The organism is Sciscionella sediminilitoris, from assembly GCF_000737195.2.
Lineage (GTDB): Bacteria > Actinomycetota > Actinomycetes > Mycobacteriales > Pseudonocardiaceae > Sciscionella > Sciscionella sediminilitoris.
On sequence record NZ_JALM01000103.1, the window covers coordinates 1 to 23,798 of the forward strand.

The 23,798-nt window shown below is 71.0% G+C and carries 9 protein-coding genes; 4 read left to right on the forward strand and 5 right to left on the reverse strand.

The window, feature by feature from the left end; genetic code table 11:
• From AD72_RS30715 to AD72_RS30730, 4 genes are all read right to left on the reverse strand, one after another.
• A partial coding sequence (locus AD72_RS30715; protein ID WP_031470136.1) for a non-ribosomal peptide synthetase occupies positions 1 to 2,957 on the reverse strand: 2,957 nt, incomplete at its 3' end.
• Positions 2,954 to 16,990 carry a non-ribosomal peptide synthetase gene (locus AD72_RS30720; RefSeq protein WP_031470137.1) on the reverse strand — a complete coding sequence of 4,679 codons (14,037 nt, stop codon included), beginning with the start codon at positions 16,988 to 16,990 and terminating at the stop codon, positions 2,954 to 2,956. The genes AD72_RS30715 and AD72_RS30720, both read right to left, overlap by 4 nt.
• A 15-nt stretch (positions 16,991 to 17,005) precedes the next feature.
• Positions 17,006 to 17,257 (reverse strand): acyl carrier protein, encoded by a 252-nt coding sequence (locus tag AD72_RS30725; protein WP_031470138.1) that lies wholly within the window; start codon positions 17,255 to 17,257, stop codon positions 17,006 to 17,008.
• Positions 17,247 to 19,013 (reverse strand): fatty acyl-AMP ligase, encoded by a 1,767-nt coding sequence (locus tag AD72_RS30730; RefSeq protein ID WP_051899190.1) that lies wholly within the window; start codon positions 19,011 to 19,013, stop codon positions 17,247 to 17,249. Before AD72_RS30730 ends, AD72_RS30725 begins: the two co-directional genes overlap by 11 nt.
• Positions 19,014 to 19,430: 417 nt before the next feature.
• On the opposite strand from AD72_RS30730, the gene AD72_RS30735 reads away from it, so the two are divergent.
• The 4 genes from AD72_RS30735 to rfbA are packed head-to-tail and all read left to right on the forward strand — an operon-like array spanning position 19,431 to position 23,395.
• Positions 19,431 to 20,075 (forward strand): dTDP-4-dehydrorhamnose 3,5-epimerase family protein, encoded by a 645-nt coding sequence (locus tag AD72_RS30735; RefSeq protein ID WP_037347903.1) that lies wholly within the window; start codon positions 19,431 to 19,433, stop codon positions 20,073 to 20,075.
• Positions 20,072 to 21,505 carry an NDP-hexose 2,3-dehydratase family protein gene (locus AD72_RS30740; RefSeq protein WP_197285126.1) on the forward strand — a complete coding sequence of 478 codons (1,434 nt, stop codon included), beginning with the start codon at positions 20,072 to 20,074 and terminating at the stop codon, positions 21,503 to 21,505. The genes AD72_RS30735 and AD72_RS30740 overlap by 4 nt, the downstream gene beginning before the upstream one ends.
• A gap of 10 nt (positions 21,506 to 21,515) precedes the next feature.
• Entirely contained in the window at positions 21,516 to 22,523 is a 1,008-nt protein-coding gene (locus AD72_RS30745) for a Gfo/Idh/MocA family protein (RefSeq protein ID WP_031470142.1), read from the forward strand.
• A complete protein-coding gene (gene rfbA / locus AD72_RS30750; RefSeq protein ID WP_031470143.1) occupies positions 22,520 to 23,395 on the forward strand; it encodes a glucose-1-phosphate thymidylyltransferase RfbA in 876 nt (291 codons plus the stop codon). The genes AD72_RS30745 and rfbA overlap by 4 nt, the downstream gene beginning before the upstream one ends.
• Before the next feature lie 109 nt (positions 23,396 to 23,504).
• Here the strand turns inward: rfbA and AD72_RS30755 are convergent, their stop codons facing one another.
• On the reverse strand, positions 23,505 to 23,759 hold the full coding sequence (locus AD72_RS30755; protein ID WP_051899191.1) for a hypothetical protein: 255 nt from the start codon (positions 23,757 to 23,759) through the stop codon (positions 23,505 to 23,507).
• Positions 23,760 to 23,798: the final 39 nt, after the last annotated feature.

Sequence of the window (23,798 nt, forward strand, 5' to 3'; positions counted from 1 at the left end):
ATCGCCGAGGGCACCAGATAGCCGGGCAGTGTTCGCCCGAGCTCGGCGCGCAGCTCCTCGGCCGTCGGCGCGGCCCCGCTCACGGGTACCGCATACCCGACGAGGCGCCGATCCCCCGGCCGGTCCTCCCGGACGACGGCCGCGGCCCGGGCGACCCCGGCCGAACGGGTCAGGGCGCACTCGATCTCGCCAAGCTCGATCCGGAAACCCCGCAGCTTGACCTGATCGTCCACCCTCCCGAGGAACTCCAGCTCCCCGTCCCGGTTCCACCGGACCCGGTCACCGGTGCGGTACATCCGCCCTCCCGCGCGGCCGGAGGGGCAGGCCACGAAGCGCTCGGCGGAGAGCCCGGGGCGCCCCAGGTACCCCTGCGCCAGACCGTCCCCGGCGATGTACAGCTCACCGGGGGTCAGGACTGGGACCGCGGACAGCGCGCGATCGAGGACGTACACCTGGGTGTTGGCGATCGGGGCGCCGATCACCGAGGCCGGACCGGGTTCCTCGGGCAGCGGCGCGATCGTCGACCACACCGTCGTCTCGGTCGGGCCGTAGAGGTTGACCGCCGACCGGGTCCGCCGCCGCAGCGAGCGCGCCAGTTCGGTGGGCAGTGCCTCACCGCCGACCAGGGCCCGGATATCGCGCAGCTCGTTCTCGCCCGCGGCATCCAGCACGGCACTCCACAGACTCGGGGTGGCCTGCATGACCGTGACTCGTTCCCCGTGCAGGGCGGCGACCAGCGCTTCCGGATCCCGGACCAGCTCACGGGAGGCCAGCACCACGGTGCCGCCGGTCAGCAGCGGGCCGAAGATCTCCAGGCCGGCGATGTCGAAACCGACCGTCGTGGTGGCGAGCAGCCGATCCGTCGCGGCCAGCCGCACCGCGGGCACCATGGCGTGCAGGAAGTTCGCCAGCGCGGCCCGGGTGACCACGACGCCTTTCGGGCGGCCGGTCGAGCCCGAGGTGTAGAGCACGTAGGCCGGTTGGTCCCCGGACGGCGCACGGTGCTCGGGGTCCCTCGGCTGCCGCGCGGCCACCTCGGCGTCGGTGTCCGGGTCGCCGAGCACGACACACGGCACCTCGGTGCCCGCCGGTGCCGGGGTGGTGGCGAGCAGGAGGACCGGAGCGGCATCGGCGAGCATGAAGCCGATCCGGTCGGCCGGATAGTCCGGATCGATCGGCAGATAGGCGCCGCCGGTCTTGAGCACGGCCAGCAGGGCGACCACGAGCTGCTCGGTGCGGGGCAGCAGGACGGCGACCAGGCGGCCCGGCCCGGCGCCATGGGCCAGCAGGTGGTGCGCCAGTCGATTGGCCGCGGCGTCGAGTTCGGCGTAGGTCAGCGCACGCTCACCGAAGCGCACCGCGACGGTGTCCGGGCGCTGCCCTGCCTGGCGCCGCACGGTTTGCGTCAGCGGCTCGGCGGGCACCGGGGCGGTGGTCGCATTCCAGGTGTCCAGGAGTACTTCGCGCTCCTCGGCGGAGAGCACGGGCAGTTCGCGAATGGACCGTCCGGGCGCGTCGACCGCGGCGCTCAGGACCCGGACGAAGCGCGCGACCAGTGCCTCGGCGGTGGCCCGGTCGAAAAGGTCGGTGCTGAACTCCAGCCCGCCCCGCACTCCGGCAGCGGCCCCGCGCTCATCGTGGTGCTCGACAAGCGAGAAGTACAGATCGAACCGGGAGGTACCGGTGCCCAGCCGATACGGGCTGGCGGTGAGCCCGGCCAGGGTGCGGCCACCGGTGCCCGGATTTCCTGCCGAGGAGGCGAGCAGCACCTGGAACAGTGGGTGCCGGGCCAGCGATCGGACCGGGCTGACCGCCTCGACCACTCGCTCGAACGGAACATCCTGGTGGGCGTACGCGGACAGGTCGGTCTGGCGCACCCGGCGGAGCAGCTCGGCGAAGCTCGGATCACCGCCGGTGTCGACGCGCAGCACCAGCGTGTTGATGAACAGGCCGATGAGCCGTTCGGCGGCCTCGTCCTCCCGGCCGGCTACGGGAGTGCCGATCGGGATGTCGGTACCGCCGGTCAGCCGGGTCAGCAGGGTTGCCAGCGCGGCGTGCATGACCATGAACACGCTGACCGACTGGCTCCGCGCCAAGGCCCGGGCCGCGCCGTGCACGGCGGCCGGGATCTCGAACTCGATGCGGTCGCCGCGGTACGAGGCGACACCCGGGCGTGGCCGGTCGGCGGGCAGGTCGAGTTCCCCGGGGAGCCCGGACAGGGTGCGGGTCCAGAAGTCCAGCTGCCGGCTCAGCATGGATTCCGGATCCTCGGCGGAGCCGAGCCCGCGTTCCTGCCGGAGGGCGTGATCGGCGTAGCGCATCGGCAACTCGGGCCAGTTCGGCGCGCCACCGGCCAGCCGCGCGGCATACGCCTGGCCCAGTTCCCGCGCCAGGATCTCCAGGGACCACCCGTCCGCGATGATGTGGTGCAACACCAGCAGCAGCACGTGATCCCCGGGCGCGAGCCGGAACAGCCACACTCGCAACGGCGCCTCGGCGGTCAGGTCGAACCGGTGCCGGGCCGCGGCGGACAGCGCGGGCAACAGCTCGTCCTCGGTGACATCCACGGTCTCCTGCCGCTGCGGCAGGTCCTCGTGCACCACCTGGTACGGCCCGTCGGCCTCCTCACCGAACACGGTGCGCAGCACCTCGTGCCTGCCGACGACGTCGTCCAGCGCCGCCCGCAGTGCGGTCTCGTCGAGTGTGCCGGTGAGCCGGAGCGCGGTGGGCATGTTGTAGGTGGCGTTCGGCCCCTCCAGCTTGTGCAGGAACCACAATCGGCGCTGCGCCAGCGACAGTGGCAGCCGCTCCGGTTCCCGGTCGTCCGTCCGGCCCAGCCAGTCCACGGCCGGTTGCCGGTCCCGGGTCGTTTCCTCGTTCGAGATCCGCAAGTTCCCCTCCGGTTCCTGGTGGGCCTCGGAAAGCCGGCCGTCGATCGCGCGCGTTTTCCGGCTCATGTCAGTGGCTCCGCCCGCAGCTCACTCTCGAATTCGTCGATCTCGGTCTGGCTGAGCGTGGACAGTTCGAGATCGGACGGGGTGAGCCCGCCGGATTCCGGCCGTTCCGCGTGGGCCGCCAGCGTCTCCAGTGCCCGGAAGAAGTCCCCGGCGATGCCCTGGACCGCTGTCTCGGCGATCAGGCCCGGAGCCCAGGTCCACACGGCGGTGAGTTCCGGACCGGCCGCGGTGTCCAGTACCGCCGCGTTGACCGCCAGAACATGCGGCAAGGGCAACGCCGGGTCCTGGTCCGATCCGGTGTCGACACCGGTTTCCATCGCCCAGTCGGTGCCCTCCGGCACGGCGAACCGGCCCAGGTAGTTGAAGCCGATCCCGGGGCGCGGCAGCGCGGCGAGTTCCGGGGCGGTCCGCGAGTTCAGATAGCGCAGCAGCCCATAGCCGAGGCCTCCCTCGGGCACCGCCCGGACCAGTTCCTTGACGTGTTTGACCAGCCGCCCGGTCGCCGCGCCGCCGGACCATGCTTCGGCCGGGTCGTCCGCCCCGATGTCCAGGCGCAGCGGGTGGATGCTGGTGAACCAGCCGATCGTGCGGGACAGATCGGCGCCGCCGGCGAACCGGTCATCGCGCCCGTGCCCCTCGACGTCGACCAGCACGGCCCTGCCGTCGAAGGCGAGTGCGAGGGCGGCGAGCAGCACATCCGGCACGCTCGCCCGATAGGCGGCGGGCACCCGGGTCAGCACCGATTCGGTGGTCGCGACCGGCAGGCCGCGGCTCAGTTTGCCCGCTGTCCCATACGTGTCCCCGGCGGACAGTTCCCGGCCGCCGGGCGCCGCTGCGGGCGCGGTCAGCATCCGCTGCCACCACTCGAGCTCGGCCTCCCGGACCGGGCGGACCGCCTCCTCGGCCAGGGCTCGGGCCCACCGGCGCAGCGAGGTCCGGACCGGTTCCAGGCAGACCTCGCGGTCATCGGCGACCGCCTGCCATGCGGCGAGCAGATCCGGCAGCAGGATCCGCCAGGACACCCCGTCGATCGCGAGGTGGTGGACCACGAGGAGCAGCCGCCCGGGACGGTCCCGGCCGCGGTCGAACCACACCGCCTGCAGCATCCGGCCCGCACGGGCGTCGATCCTGTCCCGGGCCGCGTCCCCCTCGGCGCGGACGACCGCCGGGTACGCCTCCTCGTCCAGGGCACCGGCATCCACCCGGTGCAGCACTCCGTTGACCGGCCCCGGTTCGGGAACGGTGAGCGACCAGGCACCGCCGTGTTCCACGAGTCGCAGGCGCAGCGCGTCGTGGTGGGCGACAAGGGCGGCCAGCGCGGCGGCGAGCCGCTGCTCGTCGACGGTGCCCGGGACCCGGATCAGCTGCGACTGGGTGAACCGCGTCGCCGGGGTGGCCCGTTCGGCGAACCGGCGCATGATCGGTGTCAGTGGCAGATCGCCGACACCTGGCTCGGCGTCGGCGGGATCCGGCGCGCGTTCGGTGGCCACCCGGGCCAGCGCCGCCGCGGTCTGGTGTTCGAAGACGTCGCGGACACTCAGCTCGAGGCCGAGCCTGCGCAGCCTGCCCACCAGGTCGATGGAGACGATGCTGTCCCCGCCCAGGTTGAAGAAGCCATCATCGGCGCCCACCTCGGGCAGGTGCAGGACCTCGGCGAAAAGCCGGCAGAACAGCGCCTCCCGCTCGGTACGCGGCTGCCGTTTGGTGGACTCGCGCCCGTAATCGGGTGCGGGCAGTGCCGCGCGATCGAGTTTGCCGTTGCGGGTCAACGGAAGCGCGTCCACCGGCACCAGCGCGGCCGGTACCTCGTGCGCCGGGAGCCGGGTGCCCAGATGCGCACGCAGTTCGGCCGGATCGATGCCCGCCGAGGTGGCCGGGACGACGTAGGCCACCAGCCGCCGGGCCGCGTTCCGGTCCTCCCGGACGAGCACCGCGCTGGTCCGGACCCCCGGATGCGCGTCGAGGACATGCTCGATCGCGGCCGGTTCGATCCGGAAACCGCGCAGCTTCACCTGATCGTCGGCCCTTCCGGCGAAGATCAGCTCGCCACCGGCCGTCCAGCGGGCCAGGTCGCCGGTGCGGTACATCCGCGCGCCATCCGGTTCGTACGGGGCGGCCACGAACCGTTGCGCGGACAGCCCGGGCCGTGCGAGGTAGCCGCGGGCCAGTCCCGCTCCGGCCAGATACAGCTCACCGACCACACCGGGCGGCACCGGGCGCAAGGCGCGATCCAGGACGTAGGCGCGGACGTTCGGCAGCGGCCGCCCGATCGGCACCGGCCCACCGGCCGCCAGTGGCGCACTGACGCTGGCGTTGACCGTGCACTCGGTCGGCCCGTACGCGTTGATCAGCCGTCGCCCTGCCGCCCAGCGCCGCACCAGTGCCGCGCCGGGTGCCTCGCCGCCGACGACGAGTGTCGTGAGGGTGTCCGGCAGATGTGCCTCGGCGGGCAGCGCCGCGACCACCGCGACGGGCAGCTTGGCGTAACTGATCCGCTCCCGCTCGATGAACTCGGCAAGCGGTGTGTCCGCCGTCCGGAACCGCTCCGGAACCAGGACCAGGGCGGCACCGGTCAACAGCGCGGTCCACATCTCCAGCACCGAGACGTCGAAGGACAGCGCGGCGAACTGCAGCACCCGCCCGTGCTCGGTGACGCCGTGCTCGGCGGCCAGCAGGGCACGGCTGGCCACCCCGGCGTGCGTGCACGCCACGGCCTTCGGTTGCCCGGTCGATCCCGAGGTGTAGATGAGGTAGGCGAGGTTGTCCGGCATGACCGCGGGCCGGGACCCGCGCGGGTCGGTGCCGGGGTGCCCGGACAGCTCGGGCAGCGCATCCAGCACCAGTGCGGGGCGCGCGTCGGCGAGCATGAACGCGATCCGCTCCTCCGGGAGTTCCGGATCGACCGGAAGATATGCCGCACCGGCCTTGTGCACGCCCAGCACGGCGAGCACCGCCTCGATGCCGCGCGGCATCCGCAGCGCGACGATGTCCTCCGGGCCGATACCGCGTTCGATCAGCCAGTGCGCGAAGCGGTCGGCACCGGCGTCGAGTTGCGCGTAGGTCACCTGTTCGCCCTCGTGTTCGACGGCGGTCCGCCCCGGATGCGCGCGCACCACCTCCGCGAACAGCTCCGGCACGGTACGCGCCCGCACCGGCCGGTCCGTGGCGTTGAATTCGCGCAGTACCGCGGCGCGTTCGCGGGCGGAGAGCAACGGCGCCGCGCTCAGTGGCCGGTCCGGGTGCTCGACGAGGTGCTCGAGCATCCCGAGCAGGCGTTCGGCCAGTCCGGCGACCGTCGCCTCGTCGAACAGCTCACGGTTGAACGTCAGGCGGCCGAGCAGACCGGCGGGGCGCCCGTCCTCGCCGGTGTTCTCCAGCAGCGAGAAGGAAAGATCGAACTTGCCCGCCGGGGCGCCGATGCGTTCGTGCCGGACGGCAAGGCCGGGCAGCTCGGCGAGCACCTCGAGGGCCTTCTGGTGCTGGGCGCCGTCCAGGTTGAGCATGACCTGGAACAGCGGGTGCCGGGCCAGCGACCGCGGCGGGTTGAGCACCTCCACCAGCCGCTCGAACGGCACATCCTGCTGTCCGAAGGCGGCGAGATCGAACTCCCGGACCCGGGCGATCAGCTCCTCGAACGTGGGATCCCCGGACACATCGGTCCGCAGCACCAGTGTGTTGACGAAAAAGCCGACCAGGCCATTCAGCGCGTCATCGCCGCGACCGGCGACCGGTGATCCGATCGGGATGTCCGGACCGGCCCCCAGCCTGGACAGCAGCCCGGCCACCGCTGCCTGCAGCACCATGAACAGCGATGCCCGGGACTCGCGCGCGAGTCCGAGCAGCGCCGCGTGCACGGCGGCGGTCACCTCGAAGCCGACCTCGCCGCCGGACCCCGGTCCGGTCTCCTGGCGCGGCCGGTCCACCGGCAGGGTCAGCTCGATCGGCAGCTCGGCGAGGGCTTCCTGCCAGAAGGCCGTCTGCCGCGCCAGGACCGCTTCGTTGCGGGCGTCGCGCTGCCACAACGCGTAGTCCACATAGGACACGGGCAGTTCCGGCCAGTCCGGCGCCCTGCCGTCGAGGCGTGCCGCGTACGCCTGCGTCAGTTCCCCGGCGAGCACCGGCATCGACCAGCCGTCCGCGGCGATGTGGTGGACCACGAGGACGAGTACGAATTCCGCGGCGCCGACGGTCAGCAGCGTGACCCGCAACGGCGGCTCGCGCAGCAGGTCGAACGGCTGCTCGGCCAGGCTCGGGAGCAGCTCCGCCAGCTCCGCCTCGGCTGCCGTCCGCTCGTCCAGCCGCGGCGTGGCCAGTTCGGCCGGGAGCACGACCTGGTGCGGGCCCGAGCCGTCCTCGGCGACGACCGTGCGCAGCGGCTCGTGGCGGAGCACCACATCGTGCAGCGCGGCGCGCAGTGCGTCCCGGTCGAGGCTGCCGGTCAGCCGCAGCGCCGCCGGGATGTTGTCGGCCGCGCTCGGCCCGCGCAGGTGCTGGACGAACCAGAGCCGCTGCTGCGCATAGGACAACGGCAGCCGCGCGGGACGGTCGGTCACCCTGGTCACCGCCTCGTGGGCATCGCGGTCCTCCCGAAGGGCCGCCACCAGCCCGGCGACCGTCGGCGTCTCGAAGAGCTGCCGGATCGGCAGGTGAACGTCCAGCGCCTCCCGGATCCTGTTGGCCAGCCGGTTCGCCAGCAGGGAATGCCCGCCGAGGGCGAAGAAATCGTCCTCCGGGTAGACCGTGCCGACTCCGAGCACCTCGGCGAAGACCTCGCAGAGGATGGTCTCCCGCGGACCGCGCGGTGGCCTGCCGGGCGCATCGGCGCGGTAGTCCGGCTCCGGTAACGCCTGCTGGTCCAGCTTCCCGTGTGCGGTGCGCGGCAAGCCGTCCAGCGCCACGAAGGCCGCAGGGACCTGGTGCGCGGGCAGGTGCCGGGCGGCGTGCTCGCGCAGCGCGGCCAGGTCCGCACGGGGACCGGCCGGGACCACGTAGGCCACCAGGCGCTGCTCCCCCACCGGATCGGGACGTGCCACCACCGCCACCTGTGCCACCTGCGGATGGGCGCCGATCACCGTCTCGATCTCGCTGAGCTCCACCCGATAGCCACGAATCTTCACCTGCGAATCCACCCGGCCCACGTATTCCAGCTCCCCGTCCGGGGTCCACCGGCCGAGATCACCGGAGCGATAGAGCCGTGCTCCCGCGGCGCCGTACGGGTCCGCGACGAAGCGGGCCGCCGACAGATCCGGGCGGCCGAGGTAGCCGCGGCAGACACCGGCCCCGCCGACGTAGATCTCGCCCCGCACACCCGGCGGCACCGGGCGCAGCCGGTCGTCGAGCAGCCGCACGCTCAGGTCGGCGAGCGGCCGCCCGATCAGTCCGCGGGTGCCCTCGGTCAGCTCCCGGCCGACCCGCAGATGGGTCACGTGCACCGTGGTCTCGGTAATGCCGTACATGTTGACCAGTTCCGGCCCGTCCGGATGCCGGTCCAGCCACGGGCGCAGGCTCGCCAGATCGAGTGCCTCGCCGCCGAAGACGACGTAGCGAAGGGCCAGTTCGTCCTCGCCGGAGCGCCGCGCGTCGACCCGGTCCAGCTCGGCGAACGCGGCCGGGGTCTGGTTCAGTACCGTCACCCGTTCGCGGGCGAGCAGGCGGTGGAAGCGTTCCGGATCCCTGCTGTCGGTGGGCGAGACGATCACCAGCCGGCCACCGTGGCGCAGCGCGCCCCACAGCTCCCAGACCGAGAAGTCGAAGGCGTACGAATGGAACAGCGTCCACACGTCCTCGGGCCCGAACCGGAAATCCCGCTCGGTCGCGGTGAACAGCCGGTCCACATTGCCGTGCGGCACCACGGCGCCCTTCGGCCGACCGGTCGATCCCGAGGTGTAGATGACGTAGGCCGGGTGCCACGGACGCAGCGGGACGTGCACCCCGGCAGCGGCCCGGTTGTCCTGATCCGCCTCGGTGAGCAGGACGACCGGCGCACCGGTGAGCGGCAACCGGGCCCGGATCTCCGCGGTGGTCAGTATCAGCACCGGCCGTGCGTCCTCGACGATGAACCTGATGCGTTCCGCCGGGTAGCCGGGATCGACCGGCACATAGACGCCACCCGATTTCAGTACCGCCAGCACCGCGACGACCAGTTCGGCCGAGCGTGGCACGGCCAGCACCACCCGCGCCTCCGGGCCGGTCCCACGTTCGGCAAGCAGCCGCGCCAGCCGATTCGAGCGGGCGTCCAGCTCGGCGTAGGTCAGCCGGTGGTCACCGTGACTGACCGCGACCGCGTCCGGGCGGACGGAGACCTGCGCCGCGAACGCCTCCACCAGGGTGCTCGCGGGTGCGCTGCTCCCGGCCTGCCCCCACGCCAGCACCCGCTCGCGCCCCTGCGCGCCGAGGAGGTCGATATCGGCGAGTGCGCCGCCCGGATCGATACTGACCTGCCGGAGCACCCGGACGAGGCAGTCCACCAGGAACTGCGCGGTCTCCGGGCGGTAGAGGTCGGTGCTGTAGAGCAGGACACCGCGCAGTCCGGCCGCGCCGCCATCGGCTTCCCACCGCTCTCCGACACCGAACAACAGGTCGAACTTGGCCACACCGGTGCCCACCTCGCGTGGTTCCGCGGTCAGGCCCATCCGCTCGCCGATGCGCTCGGCCGTCTGGTCCTGCGCGGAGTTGTCGAAGGCGAGCGCCACCTGGAAAAGCGGGTGCCTGCCCGCCGAGCGCTCCGGGCTGAGCACCTCGACGAGTTGTTCGAACGGCAGATCCTGGTGCGCGTAGGCGGCGAGGTCGACCTCCCGCACCCGGGCTAGCAGCCCGGCGAACGATGGGTTCCCGGACAGATCGTTGCGCAGCACGAGCGTGTTCACGAAGAACCCGATCAGGTCCTCGAGGGCCTCGTCGAGCCGTCCGGCGATCGGCGATCCGATCGGAATGTCCTGGCCGGCGCCGAGCCGGTGCAGCACGGTGGCCAGTGCGGCCTGCACCACCATGAACAGCGTGACGTGTTCCCGTGCGGCCAGCGCCCGCAGCTCCGCGTGCACCTCGGCGGGCACCCGGAATCCGACGCGCCTGCCCCGATAGGTCGGCGCCGGGGGCCGCGGCAGGTCGGTGGGCAGCTCGATCTGTTCGGGTAATCCGGCGAGCTGCTCGCGCCAGTAGTCGAGCTGCCCGGTCAGCAAGCCGTCCTCGAACAGGCGCTGCTGCCAGAGCGTGTAGTCGGCGTACTGCACGGGTAGCGGCGGCCATTCCGGTGCACGGCCCTCGTGGCGCGCCGCGTACGCACCGGCCAGATCCTGCGCGAGCAGCGGTACCGACCAGCCGTCCGCGGCGATGTGGTGCACCACGAGCAACAGGACATGGCTCCGCGGCGCCACTTCGAACAATCGCGCGACGACCGGGATCGCGGCGGCCAGGTCGAAGCGGTGCCCTGCGGCCTCCGCGAGCCGTTGCCCCACCGCCTCCGGCGCGATCCGCTCCACCGGCAGCTCGGGCCGGACCTGCCCGGGCCCGGCCACGAGCTGGTACGGCCCTTCGGCGTCCTCGGTGATCATCGTGCGCAACGACTCGTGCCGGAGCACGACGTCGGCCAGGGCCGCCTCCAGCGCCGACCGGTCGAGTTCCCCGGTCAGGGTCAGCGCCAACGGCATGTTGTAGGTACTGCTGTTCTCCTCGAGCCGGTGCAGGAACCACAGCCGGCGCTGGGCGAAGGACAGGGGCAGCCGTTCCGGGCGGGCGACGGGCTCGAGCTTCGGGCGAACGGCACCGGACCTCGCGGCCAGGGCCCGCGCCAGCCCGGCCGGGGTCGGCGTCTTGAACAGCTGCCGGATGGTCACCTCCACCCGGAACAGCGCACGCACCCGGGAGGCCAGGCTGGTACCGAGCAGGGAATGCCCGCCGAGATCGAAGAAGCTGTCCTCCGGACCGACCTCGGGCAAGCCGAGCAGCTCCGCGAACAAGCCGCACAGCAGCTCCTCCTCCGGTCCGGAAACGGCCCGCCCCGGAGCACCCCGATGCTCGGGTGCGGGCAGCGCGGCGCGATCCACCTTGCCGCTGAAGTTCACCGGCAGTTCGGCCAGCCGGACATAAGCGGCGGGCAGCATGTGCTCCGGCAGGACACGGCCCAGGTACGCGCGCAGTTCCGCCTCGCCGACCGGCCGGTCCCTGGCCACCAGGTAGGCGACGAGTTGCCGGAGGCCGGGACGGTCCTCGCGCACCATGACGGCCGCCTGCCGGATCTGCGGGTGCCCGCGCAGCACGGACTCGATCTCCCCGAGCTCGATCCGGAAGCCACGCAGCTTGACCTGGTCGTCGACGCGACCCAGGAACTCCAGGTCGCCGCCGCGCACCCAGCGCACCCGATCGCCGGTCCGGTAAAGCCGGGCACCGGCGGGCCGGAACGGGTTGGCCACGAACCGTTCCGCTGTCCGGCAGGGCTGCCCCAGGTAGCCGCGGGCGAGGCCGATCCCCGCCACGTACAGCTCACCGGGGGCACCGATCGGCACCGGCCGCAGCCGTTCGTCGAGCACGTAGACGCCGGTGTTCCTGGACGGCCGCCCGATGGGAACGGTCCGCGGTTCGCCTTCCCGGCAACGCCAGCTCGTGACGTCGACCGTGGCCTCGGTCGGCCCGTACGCGTTGTACATCACCCGCCCCGCCGACCATGTCCGGATCAGCTCGGGAGTGGCTGCCTCACCGGCCACCACGAGCATCAGCCCTGCGGGAACCTGTCCGGGGCGCATCACGGCCAGTGCGGTGGGCGGCAAGGTCGCGTGGGTCACCGCCCGCTCGGTCAGGAACCGGGCAAGCGGCTCGCCGGGTGCTCGTTCGTCGGCCGAAGGCAGCACCAGCGTGGCGCCGGAGAGCAGCGCCATGGAGATCTCCGAGACCGAGGCATCGAAACCCGCGGAGGCGAACTGCAGCACCCGGGAACCCGGGCCGACCCCGAAAGCGGGCACCTGGGTGGCGACCAGACTGGGCAGACCGGCGTGGGTGACCAGGACGCCCTTGGGTGTCCCGGTCGACCCCGAGGTGTAGATGAGATAAGCCGGGTGCGCGGGACGCGGGGTCCCGTGCCGGTCCCGCTCGTCCAGATCGGTGTCCGCGAATCCCGCGGTGTCCCCGGTCCGGAGCACCGTGGCCGGGTACTCGGGCAACCGCGCACCGGTGTCCTCGTCGGTCAGCACCGCGATCGGGGCGGCGTCATCGAGCACCATCCGGGTGCGTTCGGGCGGGTAGTCCGGATCGATGGGCAGATAGGCCGCGCCGGTCTTGAGGATCGCGATCAATCCGGTGATCAGCTCCACGGACCGGGGCAGCGCGATCGCCACCACCGTCTCCGGGGCGGCACCGGCGGCCACGATGCGGCGAGCCAGGCGGTTCGCCGCGCGGTTCAGCTCCCGGTAGGACAGGGCGACATCGCCGAACTCGACCGCGGTCAGTTCGGGCGTGCGCCGCACCTGCTCTTCGAACAGCACCGGCCAGGTCGCCATGGGCGCCGCGTATTCGGTGGCGTTCCACTCGTCCAGCAGCCTGGCGCGTTCCGCGCGATCGGTGAGCTCGACCGCACCGATCCGTACCCCCGGATCGGCGACCACCTGCCACAGCACGCGCTCCAGCCGGTCGATCAGCGACAGCGCGGTTTCCGGGTCGAACAGGTCCGCGGCGAACCGGACCCCGCCGGTGATGCCGTCCGGTGCACCATCGGGTGTGAACTGCTCCCCGAGATCGATGGACAGGTCGAACTCGGCGCCGCCGGTATCGGTGTCCAGCAGCTCGACCCCGAGCCCGGTGCGCTCGGCGACCGCGCGCAAGCCGTCGTACCGGAACGTGTTCTGGTAGCTCAGCATGACCTGGAACAACGGATGCCTGGCAAGGGAGCGCTCCGGCCGGAGCACATCCACCAGCCGCTCGAACGGGATGTCCTGGTGCGAGTACGCGCGCAGATCGGTCTCCCGTACCCGATCCAGCAACTGCGCGAAGCTCGGGTCCCCGGAGGTGTCGGTACGCAGCACCACGGTGTTGACGAACGCGCCGACCAGTTCCTCGACCGCGTCGTCTCGCCCGGCGACCGGAGAGCCGATCGGGATGTCCGCACCCGCGCCGAGCCGGGTCAGCAGCGTCGCGAGCGCGGCGTGCAGGACCATGAACACACTGGTGCCGCTGTTGCGGGCGAGCTGCTCGATTTCGGCGTGCAGCTCGCCGGGCAGCGCGATCTCCAGGCGCCGGCCACGCCGGGAGGCGACCGCGGGCCGGGGCCGGTCGGCGGGCAGAAACGCCAGCTCCTCCGGCAGGTCCCGCAACGTCTCCCGCCAGAACGCGAGCTGGCTTCCCATCGGGCTGCCCGGGTCGGTCTCGGCACCGAGTGCCGCGCGCTGCCAGACGGCGAAATCGGCGTACTGGATCTCCAGCGGGCGCCAGTCCGGGGCGCGGCCGTCCCGCCGTGCCGCGTAGGCGGAGGCGAGATCACCGACCAGCCGCTCCATCGACCAGCCATCGCCTGCCGCGTGGTGCAGCAACAGCAGCAGCACGTGCTCCCGCTCACCGAGCGGATACAGGGTGGCCCGCAACGGCAGATCGGTCGCGAGGTCGTAGCGGTAGCGGACCTCCCGCGCGAGCGCGTCCTGCAGGCTTTCCCCGGCGAGTTCGCGGATGCCGAGCTCGCAGGTGGCCTCGCCAGGCGCCACGATCACCTGGCGCAGCCCGTCGGCCTCGCCGACCAGCAGGGTGCGCAGGGCCTCGTGCCGCCGCAGTACGTCGTGCAGTGCCTGCCGCACGGCCCCGTGATCGAGCTCGCCGGTCAACCGCAGAGCCGCCGGAATGTTGTAGGTCGCGTTGGTCTCGTCGATCCGGTCGAGCAACCACCACCGGTGCTGGGCGAACGAGGCCGGCACCGGATCCGGGCGCGGCATCGGTGCCAGCCGCGGCCGGGCGGAGGCCGTTCCGGTCAGCGCGGCGGCCACCCCGGCGACGGTCGGCGTGTCGAAGAGCTGCCGCACCGGGACATCCACCGCGAAGGTCGCGCGGATCCGGGAGACGAGCCGGGTGGCCAGCAGCGAGTGGCCACCGAGCCGGAAGAAGTCGTCCTGGACACCGACCTGCTCGATTCCGAGCACCTCGGCGAACAGCTCGCAGAGCAGCTCCTCGGTGACACCGTGCGGGCCCTGGCCGGACCGTTCGGCGGTGTACCGCGGTGCGGGCAGCAGCCGGTGGTCGACCTTGCCGTGCACCGTCAGCGGGATCGCGTCGAGAATCACCACGGCGGCCGGGACCATGTACTCGGGCAGCGCCGCGGCCACCGCGTCGCGCAGCGCGGCAGGCACGGGCGTACCGCCCTCGGCCGGGGTCACGTATCCGACCAGACGCTGGTCGCCCGGCTGGTCCTCGCGCAGCACGACGACCGCCTTGGAGACCTCGGGGCGGTCGGTGAGCACCGCGGCGATCTCCCCGGGCTCCACCCGGTGGCCACGGATCTCGACCTGCTCGTCCGCCCGGCCCGCGTATTCCAACAGGCCATCGGTCCTCCACCGGGCCAGATCACCGGTGCGGTACATCCGCGAGCCGGACGGACCGTACGGATCGGCGACGAACCGCTCCGCCGTCAACTCCGGTTGACCGTGGTAACCACGGGCCAGCACCGTCCCGGCGACGTAGAGCTCACCGGTGACCTCCTCGGGCAGCGGCCGCAGGGCACTGTCCAGCACATAAGCCCGTGTGTTGGGGAACGGCCTTCCGATCGGGACCGGTCCGGCGGCCAGCGGCTCACCGGGTTCGATGCGGTGATCGAGGCAGTTGACGGTGGCCTCCGTCGGCCCGAAGGCGTTGACCACCACCGCGTCCGGATGCCGCTGCCGCCACGACCGCAGTGCGTACCCGTGCAGCGCTTCTCCGCCGAGCACCAGGCACTCGGTCGGGGACGCCTGCTCGGAAAGGGCGCCGAGCAGTTCCAGATGGCTCGGGGTGAACTTGGCGAAGGTGGTGGGCCCGGCCGCGCGGACCCCCTCCTCGGTCAGCTCGGCCAGCCGTACGCAGCCGCCGCACACCAGCGGGGTGAACAGCGCGGTGACGGTGAGGTCGAAGGAAACCGGTGAGTGCAGTAACGATCGTCCCGCTGCGGCGGGATAGGCGTGGCGGGCCCGGTGCAGGTACCCGGCGAGCGAGCGGTGCTCGACGACCACGCCCTTGGGACGGCCGGTGGATCCCGAGGTGTGGATGAGATAGGCCGGATGTGCCGCGCTGCGCGGGACCGGCCGGTCGGCATCGGTGACCGGCTCCGCCGAGTACCCGGCGAGCACCGATTCGGCCGTGTCGTCGAGGACGATCGTGCTCGCCTCGCCGGGCAGGTGCGGCACCATCTCCGGGGAGGTGATGACGAGCGCGGGATCGGCATCACGGAGCATGAAGGCGATGCGCCCGGCGGGCAGCCGTGGGTCGATCGGCAGGTAGGCGGCACCGGATTCCAGTACCGCCAGCAGTGCCGCCACCACGTCCGTGCCGGGCGGCAGCACGACGGCGATGTACGACTCGGCGACCGCGCCCCTGGTGATCAGCAGCCGGGCGAGCCTGCGGATCCTGCTCGTCAGCTCCGCGTAGGTCAGCGCGGAATCACCGTCCTGCACCGCGAGCGCGTCCGGGGTGGCGGCCGCCTGTTCGGCGAGCATGTCCGGCAGCAGCGCGGCGGGGACGTCGACGGTCTCGCCATGCGAAGCGCCGAGCAGTCCGGCCAGCCCGGCGGGCGGCACCACCGCGGTGTGGCCGACCGGACGGTCCGGCTCGGCGAGCAGGCCGTCCAGCAGGGCAAGGAAACCGTCCCGGTGGCGGCGGACGGCTTCTGGTGTGTAGTGCGCCGGATTGCCGTCCACGTCCAGGCGTACCCCCGCGCCGCCGGGCGCACCGTGGACGTGCACCGAGAAGTCCTTCACCCGGCCCGCGGACAGTTGCCGCGGCCGGGCGGACATGGTGCCGAAGTGCAGGGGCTGGTCGAACGTGGCCAGGTTGATCACCGGACCGGTGATCACCGCGGCACCGGAACGGCCGAGCGCGGCGTGCAACTCCTCACCCCGGAACCGCTGGTGGCGCACGGCCATGCGGAGCTTGGTGGCGGTGTGCCTGGCCAGCTCCCGGAATGTCGTCGCCGGGGACCCGGCGATACGCAGCGGCACCTCGTTGGCGAGCATCGCGGGCGTGGCCAGGGCCACGGCTTCGGTGCGCCCGGTCACCGGGAGGCCGAGCACCACGTCCGTGCTCGCGGTGAGGCGCTGCACATACGCGGCGAACGCGGCGGTCAGCACCGCGCTCCACTGGACACCGGCCGCCTCCCCCGCCTCGGCCAGCGCGCGTTCCCGCGCCGCGCCGAGCATCCCGGTCGCCCGCGGTCCGCTGTGCCCCGGAGGAGCCGTCAGGGGCGTCAGCTGGGTCGGCCCTTCGACGTCACCGAGCTCGGCCAGCCAGTAGTCACGGTCCCGCCGATAGCGTTCACCACCGGAGTACGCCTCCTCCGTGGCGAGCAGGTCCGCCAGGTCACCGGCCCGTGCCGGCCGGGGTTCCGCTCCGGAGCACAGCGCGCCGTAGATCTCGGCGATGCGCCGCAGATGCAGCGTCTGGCCCCATCCGTCCAGCAGGATGTGGTGATAGCGGAAGTAGAGGATGTCCCGGTCCGCCGCCACGCGCAGCAGCGCGTGCCGGTGCAGCGGCCCGGCAGCCAGGTCCGGGGGCGTGGCCAGGTCGGTCCGCATCCAGTCCTCGGCCGCGGGCTCGCCGGATGCCCGCAGATCGACCACGAGCAACGGCCGATCCGGTACCGGCTCCACGACCTGGCGGATCTCCGCGCCGTCGTCCGCGAACCGGGCCCGCAGCGCGGGAGCCTCGTCCAGTGCACGCGTCACGGCTTCGGCGAGCACCGCGGCCTCGACCGCGCCGGGCAGGTCCACGGCGACCGCGCACTGGTAAAGCGGGTCCCCGGGCTGTAGTTGCTGCGCCATCCACACGCCACGTTGCGCGGCGGAAAGCCCCTGGGTAACCGGCTCGACATCAACCATGTTCAATCCGCGCTTTCAACTGTGCCGGTACCCGGCTCCCTGATCGAGGAGAGCGACCAGGTCATCGACGGTGGGGTGATCGTGGAGCAGATCCGCGTCGAGTTCGCGGCGCAGTTCGGCCTCGAGCTCGCCGACAAGGGCGACCGCGGACACCGAGTCCATGCCCTGCTCGGTCAGCGGGCGCTCCGGGCTGATCCGCGAGGGTGCGACGTCCAGCAGCAGCGCGACCCGGCCGAGGATCCAGGCGCGCAGGTCGTCATCGGCCATCGGGAACCAGCTCCCGCGTCTCGACGAACCGGTGCCACCGCTCATCCACATCGGCGTATTCCGTGGCCAGCTCGCCGGTACGGACCAGCTCGCGCATCGCGGAGCGTTCGACCTTGCCGCTGGTGGTACGCCGGACGCCGCCACGGCGGACCAGGAGCACCGCGCCGGCGGCGACCCCGAACTCGGCGGAGATCGTGCGGCGCATCCGGGCGGCCAGCCCGGCCAGGCCCGGCCGATCGCGCGGGTCGGTGACCTCGTGCACCACGACAAGCAGGTCGTCGGTCTCGCCGTCCGGCGCCGTGAGGGTGAACGCCGCGCCGACACTGCCCAGCTCGGCGTGCCGACTGCGTAGTTCGTGCTCCACATCCTGCGGGTACACGTTGCGGCCACGCAGGATCATGATGTCCTTGAGCCGGCCGGTCACGTAGATCTCACCGGCGTGCACGGCGCCGAGGTCACCGGTGCGCACGTACCCGCCGTCGCCGTCCTCGGTCATCGCGCCGAACACCTCGGCCGTGGCATCCGGCCTGCGCCAGTAGCCCTGGCAGACGCTGTCTCCGCGCAGCCAGATCTCACCGATTTCCCCTGGCGCGAGCACCGCGCGGGTACGCGGGTCGACGATCCGCACGTCGAAGGCCGCGGCGACACCGTTACTGGGCAGCTCGCGGACCGCCGCCGCACCGCTCGCGGGCCGGATCCGGTCCTGCTCCAGCTGTGCAACATCGGCGCGCAGCGTGGTCAACGGCCGTGGCGCGGCACCGGAGACGAACACCGTCGCCTCCGCGAGACCGTAGCAAGGGACGCACGCATCGGCGGAGAAACCGGTGCGCGCGAACCGATCCGCGAACGCCCGCATCGTGGCCACGCGCACCGGCTCCGAACCGTTCACGGCGTACCGCCACCTGGACAGGTCCAGGTCCGCGAGCTCCGCATCCCCGATCCGGCTCACACAGTGGTCGTAGGCGAAGTTCGGCGCGGGCGACCAGCCGATGTCGTACCGATCGATCATGCGCAGCCAGGCCCCCGGCCGCCGGAGGAAACCGGTCGGTTCCATCAGCACGCAGGTGCTCCCGCCGAACAGTGCGGGCAGCGTCTGCGCCATCAGCCCCATGTCGTGGAACTGCGGCGCCCAGCCACCGAAGCGGATCTCCGGCCCGACGCCGAGGGTGGCGAGCAGGGCGGCGCTGTTGGCAAGCAGGTTCCCATGCGATACCACGACACCCTTGGGCGCGCCGGTCGAGCCGGATGTGTACTGCAACAGCGCGAGGCTGGACCGGTCCAGGTCCGGCGGGGTCCAGGCGCCCGGGTCCGCGTCCGGTTCGCCGTCGGTGGCCAGGACGTCGAGACCGGCCAGTCCCACCGACGCCAGGAACTCCCCGACCTCGGCACCGTGCGCCGCCTGGGTGAGTACCGCGGCGATCCCGGCGTCGGCGGCGATCTCCCGAAGCCGCCGCTGCTCGTGCCGCTGGCGGCCGGGTAACGGTGTCGGGACGGCGATCATTCCGGCGTACAGGCAACCGAGAAATCCCGCGATGAACCGAACCGGCGTGTACAGCAACAGGATCCGGGAACCGGCGGGATACCGTTCGCGCAGCCGCACCGCGATGGCCCGGGCCCGCTCATCGAGCTCGGCATAGCTGAGCTTGTCGTCGCACCCCGCGTCCGGATCCGACACCCAGACGAGCGCGGTGGACGCCGGCCGGTCAGCCACCCAGCGGCGCACCGCGCCGACGGCGTTTTCTGTCTCCATTTTCATCTATCAAATCCCTCAGCGAAGGCGCACGAAAAGACGCACTTGGGAAATGGCGGGTCAGCGCAGATAAACTATTCATCCCCAGACCTGATCGTACCCATAAACTCGGTACAGCCACCTTAACGACGCGTATTCCGGCGGTCAACGGGAGCAATTTTGGGTTCCGGTTGAACATCGAGGTACATCGCCGATGCGACCGTTCTCCGCCACGGAATCACGTTCGGTCTTTCGCACCGTGCTAAAAGTAGGTGCCATCCATCCTGAACTGGGTGTTAAGGTCCAAAAGCCATCGAGTGCACCGCTGGTCGTCAATGCGCTGCACACGCGCGAGAATTCTCGAAAAACACGGAATCGAACTCCGCAAACCGGCCCGTGACCTTTGCCGCGTAGCCGACCATCCGAGTATCCGGAGACAACGACATGAATATCACCGAGACATCGTTGCCGGACGTGTTCCGGATCCACCCGCACCACGTCCCCGACCGGCGGGGCACCTTCCACGAGGCGTTCCGCATCGACGCCCTTTCCGAGGCGATCGGCCGCAAGTTCGAGGTCCAGCAGGTCAATTTCTCCGTGTCCCGGCGCAACACGCTGCGCGGTATCCACGGCTCCATCAAGCCGTACTGTCAAGCCAAGATCGTCACCTGCGTGCGTGGCGCGGTGCTCGACGCCGTCGTCGATCTGCGCATCGGCTCACCGACCTTCGGGCAGTTCGAGGTCACCTACCAGGACGCCGCCTCCGGCATCACGGTGTACCTGGCCGAAGGGCTCGGCCACGGTTTCCTCGCGCTGACCGACGACACCTGCATCAACTACGTCTGCAACGCCGAATACGTGCACGGCAGCCAGATCGCGGTCAACCCGTTCGATCCGGAGGTCGGCATCCCGTGGGATCTCGACGAGGAACCGACAAGGTCGGACCGGGACGCCGTGGCGCCGCCCTTGGCCGAGGTCGCCGCCAGCGGCAATCTGGTCACCTACGAGGAATGCCTCGCCATGATGCACGGCGAGGCGGGACTCCGCGGTGACCGGCCGACGGCCGCCAGCCCGGGGACACCGTCGTGATCCCCGAAGGCGGCCAGGACGTACGCGAACTGGACGACGAACTGCCCTTCGAAGACTTCGCCGACCACCCCGCGGGCGATCTGACACTGGCCGAGTTCGACGCCTGGCTCGCCGGGCAGCACCGGGCCCAGCCGCACCAGGTGACCCGCATTCCCTTCGCGGCACTGGACGGCTGGCTGTTCGAGTCCGGCACCGGAAACCTGGTGCACCGCAGCGGCCAGTTCTTCTCGATCGAGGGACTGGATGTCCGCACCGACCGGGAGTGGGCGGGGCACTGGCGGCAGCCGATCATCGTGCAGCCCGAGGTGGGCGTTCTCGGCATCCTCGTGAAACGAATAGCCGGGGTGCCGCACATGTTGATGCAAGCCAAGATGGAGCCGGGCAATGTCAACGGCATCCAGCTCTCCCCGACCGTGCAGGCCACCCGGAGCAATTTCACCGGCGTGCACGGCGGCCGCGGCATCCCGTACCTGAACCACTTCCTCGGCCCGGAACGCGGCCGGGTCGTGGCCGATGTGCTGCAGTCCGAACAGGCCGCGTGGTACTTGCACAAACGAAACCGGAACATGATCGTGGAGGTCGAGGGGCCGGTCGAGGAACGGGACGATTTCTGCTGGCTGACCCTCCAGCAGGTGCGCAAACTGCTGCACCGCGACCATCTGGTCAACATGGACACCCGGACCGTACTCGCGTGCATGCCCCCACCGGTCGCCTCCGCGCGGCCCGGTCCGCCGTGTGCTCCGTTCGGCGCCCTGGTCCGCGAGTCGATGTCCGGGCGCCGCCGTTCCGAGACCTCCACCGAGGAGCTGCTGAGCTGGCTGACCGATATCCGTACCCGGCGCCAGCTCGTCCAGCGCCGGGTTCCGTTGCACGACATGGCAGAGCACGGCTGGCGCCAGGGCCCGGACGAGATCACCCATGTGGACGGAAAGTACTTCGACGTCATCGCCGTCCATGTGGAGGCGGGAAACCGCGAGGTCCAGTCCTGGAGCCAGCCGTTGATCGCGCCCGTGGAGCAGGGCGTGGTCGCCCTGATCGTCAAGGAGATCAACGGCGTCCTGCACGCGCTGATCCAGGCCCGGCTGGGTGCGGGCGCGGTCACCGTCGCCGAGTTGGCGCCGACGGTCAACTGCCAGCCCGGCAACTACCGCGAGGTGCCGGAGCGCTCCCGGCCCACGTATCTCGACCATGTACTGACCGCCGATCCGGCCAGGATCCGTTACGACGTGGTGCACACCGAGGAGGGCGGCCGGTTTTTCCAGGCTCGCAACCGGTATCTGGTCGTCGAGGCCGAACCGGATTTCGACACCGCACCCGGCGAACACTTTCGCTGGGTGTCGTTGCATCAGCTCTCCCGACTGGCGCGGCACTACAACTACCTCAACGTGGAACTGCGCAGCCTGATGACGGGCATACACACCCTGCAGTAGAGGAGACTCGATGAACGCCCCGTTGCGCTTCGGGATCATCGGATGCGCCGATATCGCGCGGCGCAAGATGTTGCCGGCACTCGCCGCCGAACCGTCCACAGTGGTCACCGCCGTCGCCAGCCGCGAACTCGCCAAGGCGAGGACGCTGACCGGCCGATTCGGCGGCGATCCGGTGCAGGGCTACGACCGCCTGCTGGACCGTGCCGATGTGGACGCGGTCTACCTCCCGTTGCCCGCCGTGCTGCACGCCGAATGGATCGAGCGGGCGTTGCGGGCAGGCAAGCACGTGCTCGCCGAAAAACCCCTCACGACGGACGCCGCGCGGACCGAGGAGCTCTACGCGCTGGCGCGAGAACGGCGGCTCGTGCTGTTCGAGAACTTCATGTTCCTGCAGCACTCCCAGCACGCCGCGGTCGCCGGACTACTCGCCGACGGGGGGATCGGTGAGTTGCGCGGCTTCGCCGCCACCTTCACCATCCCGCCCAAGCCGTCCGGCGACATCCGCTATCAGCGCGAGATCGGCGGCGGCGCGCTCGATGATATCGGCGTCTATCCGGTCCGCGCCGCACTCCACTATCTGACCGGGGATGTCGCGCTCACCGGAGCCGTACTGCGCCAGGATCCGGAGCACGACGTGATCGTCTCCGGCAACATCCAGCTGCACACCCCCACCGGAATCCCGGCACAACTCCAGTTCGGCATGGAACATGCCTACCGCAGCAGCTACGAACTCATCGGGAGCACGGGCCGGCTGCTGCTGGACCGCGCCTTCACCCCACCGCCCTCGCTGCCGCCGGTCGTCCGGATTTTCCAGCAGGACCACTACCACGAACTCACGTTGCCCGCCGACGACCAGTTCCGCAAGGTCGCCGCGCTGTTCGCCACCGCCGTCTCGAGCGGGGCCCCGCTGCTCGAGCACCGCAACGGATCGATCCGGCAGGCGAGGATGATCGAGACCATCAAAGCAGGCGCCGAAGTACGGCGCACCACGGCCGAGCCGGCCGGAGCACGTTCGTGAAGGGGATCGTCCTCGCCGGCGGGACCGGCACCCGGCTGCACCCGATCACGCTTCCGGTCTCGAAGCAGCTCCTCCCGGTCGGGAACAAACCGATGATCTATTACCCGATCTCCGTGCTGATGGTCGCCGGTGTCCAGGACATCCTGTTGATCACCCGGCCGGCCGATGTCCCGATGTTCCGGACACTGCTCGGGGACGGCACGCACCTCGGCCTGAACATCAGCTACGCCGAACAGCCCCACCCGAGGGGAATCGCGGAGGCGCTGATCATCGGCGCCGACCACATCGGGCAGGAGCACTGCGCGCTGGTGCTTGGCGACAACATCTTCCACGGCACTCGCTTCGGCCGGCTGCTGCAAAGCGAGACGCGCACGATGGACGGGTGCACGCTGTTCGGTTACCGGGTGCCGGATCCCGAGCGATACGGGGTCGGCGTCACCGACGAGGACGGCAGGCTGATCGCCATCGAGGAGAAGCCGTCCAGTCCCCGTTCCGATCTGGCGATCACCGGCCTCTACCTCTACGACAACGAAGCCGTCGACATAGCCAAGAACATCCGCCCCTCGGCACGGGGCGAGCTGGAGATCACCGACGTCAATCGGATCTACCTGCAACGCGACCGGGCCAAGCTCGTCGATCTCGGCCGCGGCTTCGCCTGGCTGGACACCGGAACGCCGGAATCGCTGTTGCAGGCCGGACAGTACGTCAGCATGCTGGAGGAACGGCAAGGGGTGCAGATCGCCTGTCTGGAAGAACTGGCGCTGCGGATGGGTTTCATCGACGCCGAGTCCTGCCACCGGCTGGGCGAGAGGATGGCGGGTTCCGGATACGGGCGCTACCTGATGAGCATCGCCCGCGAACTCGCGAGCTGAGCACGCCCGGCGCGAGACTGGGGCCCGCCGACCGGCGGGCCCCATTCCGCTTCCCTCGGCCCGGTGTCTGGGGGACCACCGGTGGCCCGGGAAGACCCATCGGGTTTCGCTATGCGCGGTACGGCCCTTCCTGGCCGGCCGACCGTCCTTTCACGAGCCAGAGAACGACGCCGAGTCCCGGGGCCAGGAGAACCAGCCAGATCCAGCGCTTGCGGCTCCGCTGGGAAAGCGGTGCGCGCAGAATGCCGCGCAGGACGATCAGGAACAGGGCCACGTGGACGGCCAGCAGGAGTATCCAGAAGGCGGCGCCGACAACCGCGCCGAAATTGTTGTCCGCGTTGACATAACTGATGCTTTCCAACATCACGGCCTACTTCCTTGCAGAACTGGAGGGGTTGAGGGA